The 16,001-nt window shown below is 66.9% G+C and carries 15 protein-coding genes, 1 pseudogene and 1 riboswitch; of the genes and pseudogenes, 8 read left to right on the top strand and 8 right to left on the bottom strand.

The window, feature by feature from the left end; all coding sequences use genetic code 11:
- Positions 1-59 precede the first annotated feature (59 nt).
- The 4 genes from MK181_02850 (at position 60) to MK181_02835 (ending at position 3,329) form a co-directional block, all read left to right on the top strand.
- A complete protein-coding gene (locus tag MK181_02850; protein ID MCH2418731.1) occupies positions 60-341 on the top strand; it encodes a metal-sensitive transcriptional regulator in 282 nt (93 codons plus the stop codon).
- Positions 342-346: 5 nt separating this feature from the next.
- Positions 347-482: riboswitch (cobalamin riboswitch) on the top strand.
- 84 nt (positions 483-566) lie between these two features.
- Complete coding sequence (locus tag MK181_02845) at positions 567-1,448, top strand: ABC transporter substrate-binding protein (protein MCH2418730.1); 882 nt, start codon at positions 567-569, stop codon at positions 1,446-1,448.
- A gap of 19 nt (positions 1,449-1,467) precedes the next feature.
- Entirely contained in the window at positions 1,468-2,532 is a 1,065-nt protein-coding gene (locus MK181_02840) for an iron ABC transporter permease (GenBank protein MCH2418729.1), read from the top strand.
- The gene (locus tag MK181_02835) at positions 2,529-3,329 is read left to right on the top strand and encodes an ABC transporter ATP-binding protein (protein MCH2418728.1); all 801 of its coding nucleotides are present in this window, start codon (positions 2,529-2,531) and stop codon (positions 3,327-3,329) included. The genes MK181_02840 and MK181_02835 overlap by 4 nt, the downstream gene beginning before the upstream one ends.
- Positions 3,330-3,333: 4 nt before the next feature.
- Here the strand turns inward: MK181_02835 and rsfS are convergent, their stop codons facing one another.
- Together rsfS and MK181_02825 are read right to left on the bottom strand one after the other, a co-directional pair.
- Entirely contained in the window at positions 3,334-3,717 is a 384-nt protein-coding gene (gene rsfS / locus MK181_02830) for a ribosome silencing factor (GenBank protein ID MCH2418727.1), read from the bottom strand.
- A 12-nt stretch (positions 3,718-3,729) separates the two neighbouring features.
- Positions 3,730-4,044, bottom strand: coding sequence for a LytR C-terminal domain-containing protein (locus tag MK181_02825; protein MCH2418726.1), 315 nt, complete (start codon positions 4,042-4,044; stop codon positions 3,730-3,732).
- Between the two features lie 482 nt (positions 4,045-4,526).
- On the opposite strand from MK181_02825, the pseudogene MK181_02820 reads away from it, so the two are divergent.
- Positions 4,527-4,688 (top strand): annotated as a pseudogene (locus MK181_02820) (response regulator).
- Positions 4,689-4,931: 243 nt separating this feature from the next.
- On the opposite strand, the gene nadD reads toward MK181_02820, so the two are convergent.
- The gene (nadD, locus tag MK181_02815; protein ID MCH2418725.1) at positions 4,932-5,564 is read right to left on the bottom strand and encodes a nicotinate (nicotinamide) nucleotide adenylyltransferase; all 633 of its coding nucleotides are present in this window, start codon (positions 5,562-5,564) and stop codon (positions 4,932-4,934) included.
- A 294-nt stretch (positions 5,565-5,858) separates the two neighbouring features.
- On the opposite strand from nadD, the gene MK181_02810 reads away from it, so the two are divergent.
- Positions 5,859-6,689: a sigma-70 family RNA polymerase sigma factor gene (locus MK181_02810; GenBank protein ID MCH2418724.1), complete on the top strand. Its 831-nt coding sequence runs from the start codon at positions 5,859-5,861 to the stop codon at positions 6,687-6,689.
- A gap of 73 nt (positions 6,690-6,762) precedes the next feature.
- A complete protein-coding gene (locus MK181_02805; GenBank protein MCH2418723.1) occupies positions 6,763-8,136 on the top strand; it encodes a 3-deoxy-7-phosphoheptulonate synthase class II in 1,374 nt (457 codons plus the stop codon).
- A gap of 25 nt (positions 8,137-8,161) precedes the next feature.
- On the opposite strand, the gene MK181_02800 is transcribed toward MK181_02805, so the two are convergent.
- The 3 genes from MK181_02800 to MK181_02790 all read right to left on the bottom strand — a co-directional run bounded on the left by MK181_02800 (position 8,162) and on the right by MK181_02790 (position 11,876).
- A complete protein-coding gene (locus MK181_02800) occupies positions 8,162-9,646 on the bottom strand; it encodes a VWA domain-containing protein (protein ID MCH2418722.1) in 1,485 nt (494 codons plus the stop codon).
- Positions 9,647-9,668: 22 nt separating this feature from the next.
- Positions 9,669-10,562 carry a MoxR family ATPase gene (locus MK181_02795; protein MCH2418721.1) on the bottom strand — a complete coding sequence of 298 codons (894 nt, stop codon included), beginning with the start codon at positions 10,560-10,562 and terminating at the stop codon, positions 9,669-9,671.
- A 63-nt stretch (positions 10,563-10,625) separates the two neighbouring features.
- Entirely contained in the window at positions 10,626-11,876 is a 1,251-nt protein-coding gene (locus MK181_02790) for a glutamate-5-semialdehyde dehydrogenase (GenBank protein MCH2418720.1), read from the bottom strand.
- Between the two features lie 59 nt (positions 11,877-11,935).
- Between MK181_02790 and murJ the strand changes: the two genes are divergently transcribed.
- Positions 11,936-13,597: a murein biosynthesis integral membrane protein MurJ gene (murJ, locus tag MK181_02785; GenBank protein ID MCH2418719.1), complete on the top strand. Its 1,662-nt coding sequence runs from the start codon at positions 11,936-11,938 to the stop codon at positions 13,595-13,597.
- Between the two features lie 16 nt (positions 13,598-13,613).
- On the opposite strand, the gene proB is transcribed toward murJ, so the two are convergent.
- Together proB and obgE are read right to left on the bottom strand one after the other, a co-directional pair.
- Positions 13,614-14,726 (bottom strand): glutamate 5-kinase, encoded by a 1,113-nt coding sequence (gene proB, locus MK181_02780; protein ID MCH2418718.1) that lies wholly within the window; start codon positions 14,724-14,726, stop codon positions 13,614-13,616.
- The gene (gene obgE / locus MK181_02775) at positions 14,726-15,967 is read right to left on the bottom strand and encodes a GTPase ObgE (GenBank protein ID MCH2418717.1); all 1,242 of its coding nucleotides are present in this window, start codon (positions 15,965-15,967) and stop codon (positions 14,726-14,728) included. Before obgE ends, proB begins: the two co-directional genes overlap by 1 nt.
- Positions 15,968-16,001: the final 34 nt, after the last annotated feature.

Here is a 16,001-nt window from a genome sequence, read left to right as displayed (position 1 = left end):
TGTTCCATCCGTCCGGCGTGGTGTCCATTGCTCGCCGCGCTACGATACCCCCTACCCCTATGGTTGGCTACTCCCCCTCCAAGGATGACTTCCTCGTCCGGCTCCGCCGGATCGAAGGCCAGGTCCGCGGCCTCCAACGCCTGGTCAACGAGGACACGTACTGCATCGACGTCCTAACCCAGATCTCGTCGGTGACCAAGGCGCTGCAGGGCGTCGGGGTGGCTCTCCTAGACGAGCACATTCGGCACTGCGTGAGCGAGGCCGTTCAGGAAGGGGGCGACACCGCCGACGAGACGGTCGAAGAGGTTGTGGCAGCAATCCAACGCCTCCTCCGTTCGTAGGCCCTCCCCCGCTATACAATCCCGGTGCGGTCGGAGGACCGAAGTCCGGTGTGATCCCGGCACTGTCCCGCAGCGGTGATGCCGTCGCCTTTCGGCGGCGGCGAGTCCGAACCAGCTTCCGCCGTGCGAACCAGACACCCTCGAGGCAAGGGGATCGGTTCGGCCGACGGACAAAGGTCCTGTCGATCGGGCGACCACACCTCGACGACAGGAGGACCCACCGTGATGGCCCACAAGATCCTTGGCCCGCTCCTGGTCGTCGTCATCGCGGCCTGTGGCGGCGCCGAGGCCTCCAGCGCTATGTCTGGCGTACCGGCCGCCGCCGAACCTGCCGGTCATGAACGCATCGTGTCGATCTCCACCGTGGCCACCGAGATGCTGTTCGCCATCGACGCCGGCGACCGTGTCGTGGCCGTGGACTCCATGTCCAACTACCCCGCCGAAGCACCGACCACCGACCTGAGTGGCTACCAGCCCAACGTCGAGGCCATCCTCGGTTTTGCCCCGGATCTGGTGGTCCTCTCCTACGATCCGGGCGACGTAGTGGCCGGATTGGAAGCCGCCGGGGTTGCCACCCTTCTGCAGGGTGCGGCGTACACGCTGGCCGACACCTACGACCAGATCACAGCTCTGGGTGCCATTACCGGCAATGTCGACGAGGCGGCCGCTCTTGTGGCTGGCATGCAGTCCGAGATGGCCGAACTGGCGGCTTCAGTCCAGGAACGGGACGAACCGCTCAGCTACTACCACGAGTTGGACGACACCCTCTACACGGTGACGTCGTCGACGTTCATTGGCGAGGTCTATGCCCTGGCTGGGTTGGTCAACGCAGCCGACGCCGCCGACCCGGACGGTGCCTCGTGGGGGTACCCACAACTGTCAGCCGAGTACCTGCTCGACGCCGACCCCGACCTGATCTTCCTGGCCGACACCAGATGCTGTAGCCAGACAGCTGTCACGGTGGCCGAGCGCCCGGGCTGGGAGACGCTCACTGCGGTGACCAACGGCACCGTCATCGAGTTGGACGACGATGTGGCCTCCCGGTGGGGCCCGCGGATAGTCCACCTTCTCCGGGTCATCGTCGACTCGGTGAACGCCATCAGTTGAGCTGATCCGGATCCCCCCGATGACCTCCAAGGCAGGCCGGCTAAACCCCGAGGGTGACGGACGGTCGCTCCTCGGGATTCGCTGGCTCCTGGCCGGGGTTGGTGCCGTCCTGGTCTCGGCTGTGATCGGTGTGGCCACCGGACCGGTAGCCATTCCCCTCGGACAAGTAATCCGGGAACTTCTTGACCGGTTGCCTCTTCTGGAGGTCGACTCATCCCTGTCGGCCGCCGACCGGGCCATTGTCTGGGACCTCCGGGCACCCCGGGTGGTCCTGGGTCTACTGGTGGGAGCGCTGCTAGCTGGATCTGGGGCTGCCTACCAGGGTGTTTTTCGGAACCCGCTGGCTGATCCCTACCTGCTAGGAATTGCTGCCGGGGCGGGCCTGGGCGCCACCATCGCCATCGTGGCCGAGCTCCGGGAGGTCCTTGGTGTCGACCCCGTCCCACTGGTCGCCTTCGCCGGGGCCCTGATGGCCGTCACGGCAGCCGGTACCTTGAGCGTCCGTCGAGGTCGGGTCGGCTCACCAACCACCCTCATCCTGGCCGGGGTGGCTGTAGCCAACTTCTTCACGGCCATCCAGACCTTCGTCCAGCAGCAGAACTCCGAGACTCTTCAGCAGGTCTTCGCGTGGATCCTGGGTCGCTTGTCCACCGCCGGATGGGCCGAGGTGCGACTACTTCTCCCCTACGCCGCGGTCTGTGTGGTCGGCCTAGTGCTGGCCGTCGGCCCCCTGGACGTCCTGGCCGTAGGCGACGAGGAGGCCAGTACGCTCGGCTTGCGACCCCGTGCCGCCCGTCGGGCCATCCTGGCCGTCGCATCGCTGGGTGCGGCGGCCGCTGTGGCAGTTAGCGGACTCATTGGATTTGTCGGCCTTGTCGTTCCCCACGCGGTTCGTCTGGTGGCCGGCGCCAGCCATCGGCGGGTCATCCCCCTGTCCCTGCTGTTCGGTGGCGCCTTCCTTGCCCTAGCCGACGTGGTGGCCCGGACCGTCCAGGCCCCGGCCGAGCTCCCTATCGGCGTCATCACCGCCTTCGTCGGGGCCCCGTTCTTCCTGGTCATCCTCCGTCGGCAGATGGCCTCATGAGTAATCCGGCAACGGCCATCGGCGTGTCCTGGTCAGGGGTCTCCGTGGACCTGGGAGGTCGGACGGTTGTCGACTGCGTAGACCTGGAGGTGGCCGCCGGGTCCTGGACTACGGTCGTCGGCCCCAACGGCGCTGGTAAGACCACGTTGCTGCGCGTCCTGGCCGGCACCGTCGCACATTCGGGGACGGTCCGGGTCGGGTCAGTGAGAACTTCGGAACCCTCCGGGCGGAGCCGGGCCCGACTTCTGGCCGTGGTTCCCCAGCATCCCGTGATCCCACCGGGCATGCAGGTATTCGACTACGCCCTCCTCGGGCGATCCCCCCACCAGGGTCTCCGGTTTTCGGCCTCCGCCACCGACCGTCGCGCCACCGCCGCAGTCCTTAACCGCCTGGACCTCACCCCGTTCAGCGACCGGGCCGTGGACTCGCTGTCGGGTGGAGAGCGTCAGCGGGTGGTAGTGGCCCGGGCCCTGGTCCAGGAGACACCGGTCCTGGTGCTGGATGAGCCGACCTCGTTCCTGGACCTCGGCCACCAGTTGGAGGTACTGGAACTGGTCGCCGAGCTCCGGTCCGAACGGGACCTGACCGTGGTCGGCTCGCTGCACGACCTATCGGTGGTCGGCCAGTTCGCCGACCGGATCGCCGTCCTGGATGCCGGCCGGCTGGTGGCCGACGGTCGTCCGGCCGAGATCCTCACCCCGGAACTAATAGCCCGCCACTGGGGGGTCGACGCTCGCACCGAGGTCGACGACGAGGGGGCGGTAACGGTGACCGTCCACCGTCGTCGTCCAGGCTGATCGGTCAGGCGGGCTGCCATTCCAGGCGGGGACAGTCCGACCACAGGCGTTCCAGGTCGTAGAAGGCCCGGGCCTCCTCGTCCAGCAGGTGGACCACGAACCCCCCGAAGTCCATGAGGACCCACCGGTAGTCATCCCGGCCCTCTACTCGGACCGGCTTTGGACCGTCCAAGAGGGTCAGCTGCTCCTCAACCTCATCGGCGATGGCCCGGACCTGCCGAACCGTCCCGCCACCCGAGATCACAAAGAAGTCGGTGATCGCAAGGACGTCGCCGACTTCGATTACCACCGTGTCTCGCCCGAGCTTGTCGTCGGCTGCCTGGGCCGCCCGGCGGGCCCAGTCGGCCAGGGTGGGCTCGGTGGAGTCGGTCAGGGTCGGCTCGGGCACAAGAATGAGACGCTAGCCCGCAGGCCAGAAGTCGGCTCCGATTACCACGGTCAGGTCGGTCACCGGGCTGGCTTTCTCGTCGAACAGGGTGCCCCCGCCGAGGGCGGCCGCCAGATCGTTGGCTGCCTCAGCCAGGACCAGATCCCGGTAGACAACCCGGGTCTGGATCACGCCGTCATGGCGGTAGTTCCCTACCACGGACAAATCCATCCCGGCCCGGAGTACCCGCTCGCGCGCTGGGGAGTCGAGGGAGGGATCACCGGTTCCGTTCAGCAGCCGGACCGTCGGTCGCTGCCCGGGGACCAACGGGATCGGAAACGGGAACATCTGCACTGCCAGATCGGCCACCATCCCCTTATCGGTGACCAACTGAGAGCCGAGATCCGTCTCGACCGCCGTCCACGGCAGGTCCGCTAGCCGGACCGAGCCTCCGGCCACCAACGCCATCAGATCCACGAGCTCTAACTCCAAGTTCGGGAGGTTCTCCAACGGATCCCCGATGCCCACCCGTACCAGCCACGCGGCCCACCAGGCGCTCTGTCGCTCTAGCCGCCCCAGCCCGTCGGCATCATCGGGAAATGCCAGGAGGTCCACCACGTCCGATGGGGCTACGTCCACCCGACCCGCCGGGAACCGGACCACCGTCGTACCGTCACTCGCCGTGGCCACCAGGTCGATGGGCAGGTCTACGGACACGGGGCTCGCTGGTCCGGCCAGGCTGGTCCACCGGTCGGGAGTCATCAGTACGGCAGCTGTCACCTCAACCTCCAGCAACCGGGTCACCGTTTCCCGGACATGGTCGATCCCGCCCTCGCGGTGGCGCTCCGCCAAACGGCATGGCGAGGCCTCGCAGCCCTGTGCCATCACCTCCGGCGGGACCAAGAGGATTGTCCCTCCTCCTCCCGCCCGGTCGGTGGCCGCCACTACCGCCACTTGCACCAGCTCTCCGTCGCCGTCCTCGGTGGCCACCAGCATCGACCACGTCTGCTCGACGAATGCCTCGAAGCCCGGCGCTGAGGGATCGGTCACCGCCTCTCGGGTCTCATCGCCCTCGCTGTCCAGCACTGTTGATAGCCCGTCAACCAGGAGCACCACCGCCCAGACCAGGGCCACCACCAGGAAGGTCGGAAACCCCCACCGCCACCCAGCGGGTAGGGGTGGTGCCAGACGACGCCGATCGTCGTCCGGCGGGGTATCACCGTCCACGGGTTCGGTCATTGCCCGGCCCCGTAGAGGCCGTACTCAGCGATGACGGCCACCACCCCGTGCGGGACGGCAGATTCCGGACTCTGGCCCGCCGCCACCATCCGCCGGAGGTCGGTGCCGGCCAGGTCCGGAAAGGAGCCATCGAGGACCTGGTGGACCCAGCCGGCGGGAGGGTGGCTCCCCTCGTGTCCCGGCCGCTCCATCACCACGATCGTTGCACGGCGGCGGACCTCCTCGGGTCGCACCCAGGTGTCCATCCCGGGTGCCACGTCGCTGCCCACTAGGACGAACAGTTCCGCCTCCGGGTGGTCGGTGCGATACTCGGCCAGGGTGTCCGCTGTGTATGACGGCCCACCTCGTCGTACCTCCCGGTCATCCAGCTGGACGCGGTCCATACCGTCGATTGCTGCAGCGACCATGGCCAGGCGGATGCCCACTGGGGACACCTCCTCCACCACCCCATCCCCGGTCAGGGAAGTCTTTTGCCACGGGTCGTTGGCCACCACAAAGGTCACTAGGTCTAGGTCCAACGCCCTGAGGGCCTCTCGGGCAGCTGCCAAGTGGCCGAAGTGCGGTGGATCGAAAGTGCCGCCGAGGATGCCGATCCGACGCGGCGGGACGGAGGGCGCGGAGCCGGGCACGGGCCGATGCTACCGAACCACCGCCGTTCTCCCGGTCAACCCCGTTCGTCATGGAATCGTCGTACACATTCGTTGACCTGCCCAAACGGGCATCAATACGAGAAGGTGAGCCCCATGTCACCCCGCTAGACCCTTCACAGCGGGTGCCTTCTGTGCTTGAATATGTGTCATACGAAGTCGCTGGAGCCGCCACGACGAGCGGTCCGGTCGGCAGATCAGTTTCCCTGAAATCCCTGAGCGGCAACGGCGCGCGTCGTGTGCCCCACCAAGAGAAGAAAAAGAGATTAAGAGAACATGAGTGATTCTGTAGGCCAGTATCTGAACGAGATCGGCATGGTTCCCCTCCTGAACGCCCAGGAGGAACGGGAACTGTCCCAGATCATCGAAGCTGGGGCTGACGCCCGAGCTCGCGAGGAGGCCGGAGAGACCGGTCGCGAGGTCAAGCGTGCTATCCGGGCCGCCGACCGGGCCAAGGACCGCTTCATCCGGGCCAACCTGCGCCTGGTGGTGAGCGTGGCCCGCCGCTACCCACTGCCCCCCGGCATGGAGCTTCTGGACCTCATCCAGGAGGGCAATCTTGGTTTGGAACACGCGGTCGACAAGTTCGATTGGCGGAAGGGCTTCAAGTTCTCGACCTACGCCACCTTCTGGATCCGCCAGGCAATCGGCCGGGCCCTCGACCAGAAGGCCAGCCTGGTCCGTCTCCCCGGCGACCGCTCGGCCAGCCTTCGGGCCGCCCTGCGTGCCGTTTCCGGCAACGGCGACGAACTTGACGAGGAGCACGCCCGACTCCACCGACTGACCACCCCAACCTCGCTGGACCGCACCATCGGCGACGACGACAGCAACGAACTGGTCGACCTCCTCCCCGATTCCGCTGACGGCCCCGAGCTCCAGGTCATGGCCATGGCCGAGAACGAGATGGCTACTCGCTTGCTCGATGTACTGGACCATCGTGCCCGCTATGCCGTCGAGCAACGCTTCGGCCTCACCGACGGGCGCAAACGCAGCTACCGCGAGGTTGGCGAAGACCTGGGTGTGACTGCCGAAGCCGCCCGGCGTCTGGTCAAGCGTGCCGTGATCACTGTGCGCGACCGGGCCACCGAGGTCATCGACGCCGCCTGATTCCGGCCCGTCGGCACCAATGGGCCGGGAAAACACCTGCGGCCCCCTGACGGGTCGCCCGTAGGCTAAAGCCGTGAATACAGCCACCTCTTCGCGGTCTGATGCCGGTTGGACCCCCCGGTCCTGGCGTGACCGCGTGGCCCTCCAGCAGCCCCAGTGGCCGGACGCCGACGCCCACCACCAGGTCCTCGACCAGCTGGGCGACCTCCCTCCATTGGTCTTCGCTGGCGAGGCCCGAGAGCTCACTCAGAAACTGGCCGCCGTCTCTGAAGGTCAGGCCTTTCTGCTCCAGGCCGGCGACTGTGCCGAATCCTTCGACACGTCCGCCGACTCTATTCGTGACCGGCTCCGGGTGATCCTCCAGATGGCGGTCATTCTCACGTACTACACCGGCGTACCCGTGGTGAAGGTCGGTCGGATCGCCGGCCAGTTCGCTAAGCCCCGGTCCAGCGATACCGAGACGGTGGACGGTGTCGAGCTCCCCTCCTTCCGGGGCCACATCGTCAATGACATCGGGTTCACGGCCGACGAACGGGCCGCCGACCCCGCACGACTCCTTCTGGCCTACAACCGAGCCGCCGCTACCTTGAACCTGTTGCGGGCCTTCACTAAGGGCGGGTTCGCCTCCCTCTCGCGGGTCCACCAGTGGAACCGTGAGTTCGTGGGCGACAGCCCGGCCGGGCAACGCTACGAGAACCTTGCCGACGAGATCGACCGGGCTGTTCAGTTCATGTCGGCTTGCGGGGTCAACAGTGACACCCTCGCCGACCTCCGCCAGGTCGACTTCTACACCAGCCACGAAGCCCTCCTGCTCGACTACGAGGAGGCCCTGACCCGTTGTGACTCGCTGACCGGCGACTGGTACGACTGCTCGGCCCACATGTTGTGGATCGGTGAAAGGACCCGCCAGTTGGACGGCGCCCACGTGGAGTTCCTACGGGGCGTCGGGAACCCGCTGGGCTGCAAGTTGGGCCCGAGTGCCACCGCCGACGATGTGCTGGCCCTGTGCCGAACCCTCAACCCGGATGACGTCCCGGGCCGCCTCACCCTGGTCGCCCGCATGGGAGCCACCAGGGTCGTGGACGGCCTGCCACCCCTTCTAGATGTCGTCAAGGAGGCCGGGCATCCGGTGGTGTGGGTCTGCGATCCGATGCATGGGAACACCTTCACCGCCGATGATGGTCGCAAGACCCGACACTTCGATGACGTCCTGGCCGAGGTCTCCGGGTTCTTTGCCGCCCACCGGTTCTCTGGCACCCATCCAGGTGGCGTTCACCTGGAGCTCACCGGCGACGATGTCACCGAGTGTCTCGGAGGGGGAGCCGCGGTGGAGACGGCCGACCTCGGCAGTCGCTACGAAACCATGTGTGACCCCCGGCTGAACGGCAGCCAGAGCCTCGACCTGGCCTTTCGCCTGGCCGAGCTGTTACGCAACGGAACCCGCTGAGTCATCGGCGTCGCCCAGGTGCGGCTCAGACCAGATTCTCGACGAACCCCTCCAACTGGCGCAGGTTCCGAACCTCGTGCACACCCTCGCACCAGGTGCCGTACTCCCCCACGATCGAATCGCCGGTATCCCAGTACGCCTTCGGCTCGGGATTCAGCCAGAACACCTTCCGAGCCCGGTGTTGGACCTCCTTGAGGATCCACGACTGGGACGCGTGATAGTTGTTCCGGGCGTCACCGAGCACCAGGACTGTCGTCTTGGGCCCCACCTCTTTCCCGTACTTCTCCCAGAACACGCCGAAGGCGTGCCCGTAGTCCGAATGGCCGTCCACCCAGACCACGTCGGCCTCCGTGTTTACCCGGTGCACAGCCTCACCGATGTCCTCCACACCCTCGAAGAAGCCGGTGACCTCGTCCAGTCCGTCGATGAACACAAAGGACCGAACCTTGGAGAACTGGCTGCTAATGGCGTAGACGAGATGAAGGGTGAAGCGAGCGAAGGCCGCCACCGACCCCGAGATGTCGGCTACCACCATGATCTCCGGCTTGGCTGGACGGGGGAACCGGAACTTGGGCTCGGCCGGGACCCCGCCGTAGCTCAACGAGTGGCGCATGGTGCTGCGGAAGTCCAGCGGTCCTTTGCGGCCGTGGCGGCGCTTGCGGGCCAGCCGGACGGCCAGCTTCCGGGTCAGCGGATAGATGGCCTTGCGCAGGTTGGCCAACTCCTCCCGAGAGGCGTGCATGAAGTCCACGTCCTCGGGTAGTGGCTTGCGAAGCGTCTTAGCCATGGCCTCCACTCCCCGATCGGCCACCAGGCGCCTGCGTATTTCCGCCTCGATCTCCTGCTTGAGGCGGTCCAAGCGGTCCCGGAACTCGTCTCGCTCCAGGTGCTCTTCCAGACGAGTCAGGTCGTTCGGCGCCTCGTGGCGAGCCGCCTCCATGAGCCGGTCCAGCATCCCGTCGAGGTCCAGATTCCGGAGTGTCCGGTACAGGTAGTAGGTGCCGCCTACCGGTCGGCCGGGCTCCATCCCGGCGAAGCGCATCACAGCTTGGCGGGCTAGGGCCCGCAGCATGGCATCGTCGCCGTTCATCAGGGCCTTGAACAGCATCTCGGCCAGCTGTTCCGGGGTGAGGGCCGACATGCCGCCACCCCCGCTACCGGCCTGACCGTCACCCGCCATATCTGCTTCGTCGGTATCGTCGACTGCGGGATCGCCCGACTGACCGGCGTCTACGATCGAGTACTCCGGGCCTCGCAATGAGAAGTAGACCTCGAACACCACCTCGAAGGCCCGCCAGTGGGCGTGGTTCTTGACCAGCGTGGCGCCCAGGGCGTACTTGAAGGCTTCACGATCCTCCAGCGGGATGTGGGTGACCGCCTCCATGGCGTCGAGGTTCTCGGTCAGACTGACCGGGAGGCCCGCGTTGCGGAGTTCGGAGATGAACCCGCTCAGGAGGTCCAGCAGTGGCTGGTCGGCCGACGGTTCTACCGTCGGTGCGGTAACGGTCACCGGCCGGACTGTTCCGTAGACCTCAGGCAGAGGTGTCGGTCAGTTCAGCCGGGTTATCGGCGAACTCCTTGACCACCTTGTCGATGTCGGTGCGGTACTTGAGTAGCACGTTCACCGTGTCAGTCGCCGTCTGGGCGTCGATCTGATCAATGCCCAGAAGAACCAGTGTCCGAGCCCAGTCCAGGGTCTCGGACACCGACGGATCCTTCTTGAGGTCCAGTTGGCGGATGGAGCGCACGATGCGGGCCACCTGGTCAGCCAGGTTCTCGTCCACACCGGGGACCTTGGCCGACACGATCTCCCGCTCCCGCTCTAGGTCGGGGTAGTCGATGTACAGGTAGAGGCACCGGCGTTTCAGGGCTTCGGAGAGTTCCCGGGTCCCGTTGGAGGTCAGGAAGACCAACGGCACCTGGCGGGCCTCCACGGTGCCCAGTTCGGGGATCGACACTTGGTATTCGGAGAGAATCTCCAGCAGGAGAGCCTCGGTCTCTACCTCCACCCGGTCCACTTCATCAACCAGCAGGACGACCGGTTCTTCGGCCCGGATGGCCTCCAGCAATGGTCGGGTGAGAAGGAACTCCTCGGAGAAGAGGTCCTCTTCGACGTCAGACCAGCTGGAGCCGTCGCCCTCGGCCTGGATGCGCAACAGCTGCTTCTTGTAGTTCCACTCGTATAGGGCCTTGGACTCATCCAGGCCCTCGTAGCACTGCAAACGGATCAGGCGGGCACCGGTGATCTCGGCCACGCTCTTGGCCAGTTGGGTCTTGCCGGTTCCCGCCGGTCCCTCCACCAGTACGGGCTTGCCTAGGCGGTCGGCCAGGTACACGATCCCTGCGGTTCCGTCGTCGGCTAGGTACTTGGCATCGGAAAGAGCCTTGCGGATGCCGGACACGTCGGCGAAGCGGTGGTCGGCCATGGTGATCAGGCTACCGACCGGTTACTTGGCCACACCCACCGGACTCGGGCGGCCGACGCCTGGTCAGCCACGCGTCTGGCCATCACCACGGATCACGTATTTCTCGGTGGTCAGTTGTTCGAGACCCATGGGCCCCCTTGCGTGCAGTTTCTGGGTGCTGATCCCGATCTCGGCGCCAAAGCCGAACTCCTCACCATCTACGAAACGGGTCGAGGCGTTCACCACCACGGCCGCCGCATCCACCTCGGCGGTAAAGCGGGCCGCTGCTTGCTCATCGGCGGTGACAATGGCCTCGCTGTGTCCCGATCCGGTCTCGTTGACGTGCCGGATGGCCTCGTCCAGGTCGTCGACCACACGCACGGATAGTTTCAGGTCGGCGTATTCAGTGCTCCAGTCGTCCTCGCTGGCCTCTCCCATGCCGGGAACCACGGCACGAGCCCGCTCATCGCCCACCAGATCCACGCCTACCAGGGCCTCGACGGCCCGGGGCAAGAAGCGATCGGCTACCCCAGCATGCACCACCAGGCTCTCCGCCGCGTTACACACCGAGGGACGCTGCATCTTGGCGTTCACCAGGATTTCGGTGGCCATGTCCAGGTCGGCCGACTCGTCGACATAGACGTGGCAATTCCCGTCCCCATCAATCACGTAGGGAACCGTGGCGTTGTCCAGGATCGACCGGATGAGCGACGGCCCGCCCCGGGGAATTAGGCAATCCACGTAGCCCCGCTGCTGCATGAACTCCACCGCGGCCTCGCGGCTCACGTCCTCGACCAGGACAAGAGCGTCGGCTGGGAGGTCGACGTCTACTAGAGCCGACCGGATGCTGGCCGCTATAGCCCGGTTTGACTCCAGGCCTCCGGACGAACCGCGCAGGAAGGCCACGTTGCCCGCCTTCAGGCAGAGCCCAAAGGCATCGCTGGTTACGTTGGGACGGTTCTCGTAGATCATGGCCACCACGCCCAGGGGCACCCGGACCTTGGTCAGGTGCAGGCCGTTGGGGCGGGTCCATTCCGCGGTCACCTGACCCACAGGATCGGGGAGGTTGGCAACCTGACGCAGTCCAGAAGCCATTCCAGCGACCCGCCCGGCATCCAGCTTCAGGCGATCGAGGAAGCCGGGGGCCATCCCATCGGCCTCTCCCCGGGCCACGTCTTGGGTATTGGCCTCCAAAATCCCGTCCCGGTCGGCCTCTAGGTGATCAGCTGCCGCCAGGAGGCCGGAATCCTTCTTGGCCGTGGTCGCCGCGGCCAAGACCGGGGCAGCGGTCCTGGCCCGACGGGCCAGTTCGGGAACAGTGGTGGTCTCGCTCACCTTTAGAAGGCTACCGAGGCGGCCCGGGACGCCGAACGGCCGCGGGTACCGTGGCCCCGATGGACCCGGCGGCCGGCGACCCAGTAAACCCTCGCTCTCCACGCGGGTCTTCGGCGGTCGCCTCCGGCATTGCCCTGTCTCGTCTGGCCGGCCTGGTCCGCGAGTCCCTCCTCCGGTCAGTTCTGGCCCTCGGCCCGGCGGCCGACGCTTTCGCCGCCGCCCTGCGGATCCCGAACCTCCTCCAGAACCTGCTCGGTGAGGGCTCCCTATCTGCGTCGTTCATCCCCGTCTACAGCCGGCTGCTCGGTGAAGGCCGGGACGACGAGGCCGGAAGAGTCGCCGGAGCGGTGGCCGGCCTTCTTACCGCGCTAGCCGGCGGTCTGGTGGTGGTGGCCATCGTGTTGGCCAGGCCCATCACCGTGTTGCTGGCCCCTGGCTTCGAAGGGCGACGGCTAGACCTCACCGTCGACCTCATGCGGATCACCACCGGTGGTCTAGGCCTACTGGTGCTCTCCGCCTGGTGCCTCGGCGTGCTCAACAGCCATCGTCGTTTCTTCCTCCCCTACGTGGCCCCCGTGCTCTGGAACGCCGCCCAGATTGCCGTGCTGGCCGCTGCGGCTTTCGGCGATTGGTCGCCCCGCCAGGCCGCTGTGGCCCTGGCCTGGGGACTGGTGGCTGGTGGTGCCCTCCAGTTCGGCGTTCAGGCGCTTGCCGTCTGGCGCCTGGCCCCCGATCTCCGACCGTCACTGGGACGTGGGATCCCGGCGGTGGCCGAGGTTCGGCGCCGATTCGGGCCCGCCGTGCTCGGCCGGGGTGTCCTCCAGCTTTCCGGCTACCTGGACCTGGTCCTGGCCTCGCTGCTGGTAACTGGTGCCGTGGCCGGCCTCCTATCGGCTCAGATGCTCTACGGCCTACCCATTGCCCTGTTTGCCACCAGCGTGGCGGCCGCCGAGCTTCCCGAGATGTCCCGGCCCGAGGGCCGTCTCCGACTAGCCGAGCGTGCCCTAGCCGCCCGTCGGCGGACCGCCTTCTTCGTGGCCTTTTCCACCGTGGCCTACTTGGTTCTGGGAGAGGCCATCGTCGGAGCCCTCTTCGGCTGGGGAGCATTCGACTCCGACGACGCCCGAGTGGTGGCCCTGGTGTTAGCTGCCTACTCGCTCGGCCTTCCCGCTGTGGCCTCATCGCGTATCCACCAAAACACGCTCTACGCCATGGGCGACACCGCCGGGCCGGCCCGGATCGCCGCGCTCCGTGTGGCGCTAGCCGTCGCCGTGGGCGTGACCCTGATGTTCCCGCTCGACCGGATCGCCGTACACGGAGCCGTCCTGGGTTCGGTGGCCACTGAGGGTGGCTGGTTCGGACCGCTGGGGTCAGGGATCCGGAGCGGTTCACCCGACCCGCACTTGGGGGCGGTGGGCCTGGCCCTCGGTTCGGCCATGGCGGCGTGGGTGGAATTGGCTCTACTGGCCCGCCGTTGTCGGACCGCATTACCTGGCCTGCCGGGTCCGTCAGCGGTGATGTCTCGGCTGGCTCCCGCCACGGCTGTCGCCGCTGTGGTGGCTCTGGCTGTCCGCTGGGGGACGTCGGACCTTCCCGACGTGGCCCTCGCGCCCCTTGGGCTGTTGCTGGCCGGGTCGGCCTACGTGCTGGTCGCGCGAGCTACCGGGGTCGCCGAAGCCGACCTCGTCCTGGCCCCTGTTCGGCGAATACGAACACGCTGACCAATCCGGCAGCGGGTCAAGTGGGGAGTACCACCAGATCATCGGCGTGGACGGCCTCGTGAGCCATACCCTCCGGCAGGTCGGCCGACCGCCGGCCCAGATGGGCGCGTAGTAACCCGGCATCGTGCTTCACGATGCCCTTGGCAAATACCGTCCCCTCAATGTCGCAGACCTCAACCGCCGCGCCGGCTTCGTAGGAACCCTCCACAGCCACCACCCCGGCCGGCAGCAGCGAGACCCGACGCTCCTCCAGAGCCCGGCGGGCCCCGGCGTCCACGGTGATCCGACCCGAGGATCCGACAGCGAAAGCGATCCACAGGCGCCGAGCCCCCAGCGTGGCCTCCCGGGCCCTGACCACGGTGCCCACGCCGACCACCCCTTCGCAGGAGTCGACCATTACCCCGGTCCGTCCCGCGTCGGCGATCACCGTGCGGACGCCCGACCAACTGGCGATCTTGGCCGCCGCCAACTTGGAGGCCATGCCTCCGCTCCCCCGGATCGAGCCTCCCCGCCCGGCCAGGCCCTCCAGCTCGTGGTCAATCTCCACGATCTCCTCGATCAGGGACGCTTCGCTGTCCAGACGAGGATCGGCAGTAAACAACCCTGGGGTGTCGGTCAGCAGGACCAGCGTGGAGGCTCCCACCAGGTGGGCCACCAGGGCAGCAATGCGGTCGTTGTCGCCGAACCGGATCTCGTCGTCGGCAATAGCATCGTTCTCGTTCACAACCGGCACGACCCCCAGCTCCAACAGGCGGGTCAGAGTGCCACGGGCGTGTAGGTACTGGGCTCGCACGAAGAAGTCCAGCGGGGCTAGGAGGACCTGGCCGACGGTCAGGTCATGTCGGCCTAGCTCCTCCCGGTAGGCGCGAATGAGGCCGCCCTGGCCGACTGCCGACACGGCTTGCAAGGTCACCGGGTCTCGGGGGCGGCGGTCGCCGCCCAGGCCCAACTCGGGCAGGCCGGCAGCAATGGCCCCCGACGTCACCACGACCACTCGACGGCCCGTCGCCCGTAGAGCGGCTACCTCGTCGCACAGCTTGGCCACCATGGCGCGGTCAATGACGCCCTCGTCGTCGGTAATAGACGAGGTGCCGATTTTTACTACTGCGGTGTCGTTCCGGCCTGCCATCAGCCCTCTTCGTAAGTGAACTCGAGTCGACCGATGCGGACCGGTTCCCCGTCACGCACCCCTGCTCGGGCCAGGGCCCGGTCGACGCCCATTCTCTTCAGGCGGTCGTGGAGATAGTCCAGCGCATCGGGGTTGGTTAGGTCGTTTAGGTTTGCCACCCGGGCAACCCTGCGGTCCGCGACCTCCCAGGTCCCGTCCTCACCTCGCTCCACCACCACGTCTTCGGTGGGAGGCCTATGGACCACTACGGCGGGCCTTTCGGGGGGTGCAGACCGGGCGATTTCCACTAGGCCGCCCAGCGCGTGGACCAGCGACTCCAGGCCCTCCCCGGTAACGGCCGACAGGCGGTCCCCGTCGAAGGTCACACCTGCTTCCGCCACATCGGCTCGGGATCCAACCACCAGGCGAGGGCGCTCGAGGAGCTCAGGTTGGTAGGCGCGCAACTCTCCCAGGATCACCTCAAGCTGGCGGATTGGTTCCTCCAGGGCGGTGGGAGCTAGGTCTACTAGCACCAGCAGGACTCGGGCCCGTTCAACGTGACGTAGGAAACGGTGGCCCAGACCCCGTCCCTCGCTAGCCCCCTCGATGAGGCCCGGAATGTCGGCCACCACGAACTCGGGACAGCCCTCGGAACGGACCACCCCGAGGTTGGGCTCCAACGTGGTGAACGGGTAATCGGCGATCCGCGGTTTGGCAGCCGAGATTCTCGAGATCAAGGTGCTCTTGCCCACATTCGGGTAGCCGACGAGCGCCACGTCGGCCATCAGTCGGAGTTCCAGGGTCAGCCAGTGCTCCTCTCCCTCCTCGCCCTGTTCGGCAAAGCCGGGGGCCCGTCGACGGTTGCTCAGGAACTTGGCGTTGCCGTGCCCGCCCTGTCCGGCCTCCGCCCCCAGCCAGCGGTCGCCGTGCTGCACGAGGTCGGCGAGTATCTCGCCGCTGTACAGGCCACGCACTGTGGTCCCCTCCGGGACCTTGATCACTAGGTCCTCGGCCGCCCGGCCGTGGCGCTTGCCGCCTGAACCGTGGGTGCCATTGTCGGCCCGCCGGTGTGGGTGATCGCGAAAGGCCAGGAGTGAGGCCACGTTATGGTCCGCCTCCAACCAGACCGATCCACCATGGCCGCCGTCGCCGCCGTCTGGGCCACCCTTCGGGACATGGGCCTCACGGCGAAACGACACCGCGCCCGCCCCACCGTCGCCGCCGCGAACGTTGAGCCCGCATTCATCGACGAACTGGGACATGCTGCGAGCCTACTGAGCGGCTCCAGCGAGCCCG

It is taken from the genome of Acidimicrobiales bacterium (assembly GCA_022452035.1).
Lineage (GTDB): Bacteria > Actinomycetota > Acidimicrobiia > Acidimicrobiales > MedAcidi-G1 > UBA9410.
Note: the sequence above shows the minus strand (reverse complement) of the source record. Positions and strands in the feature narration are given on the sequence as shown.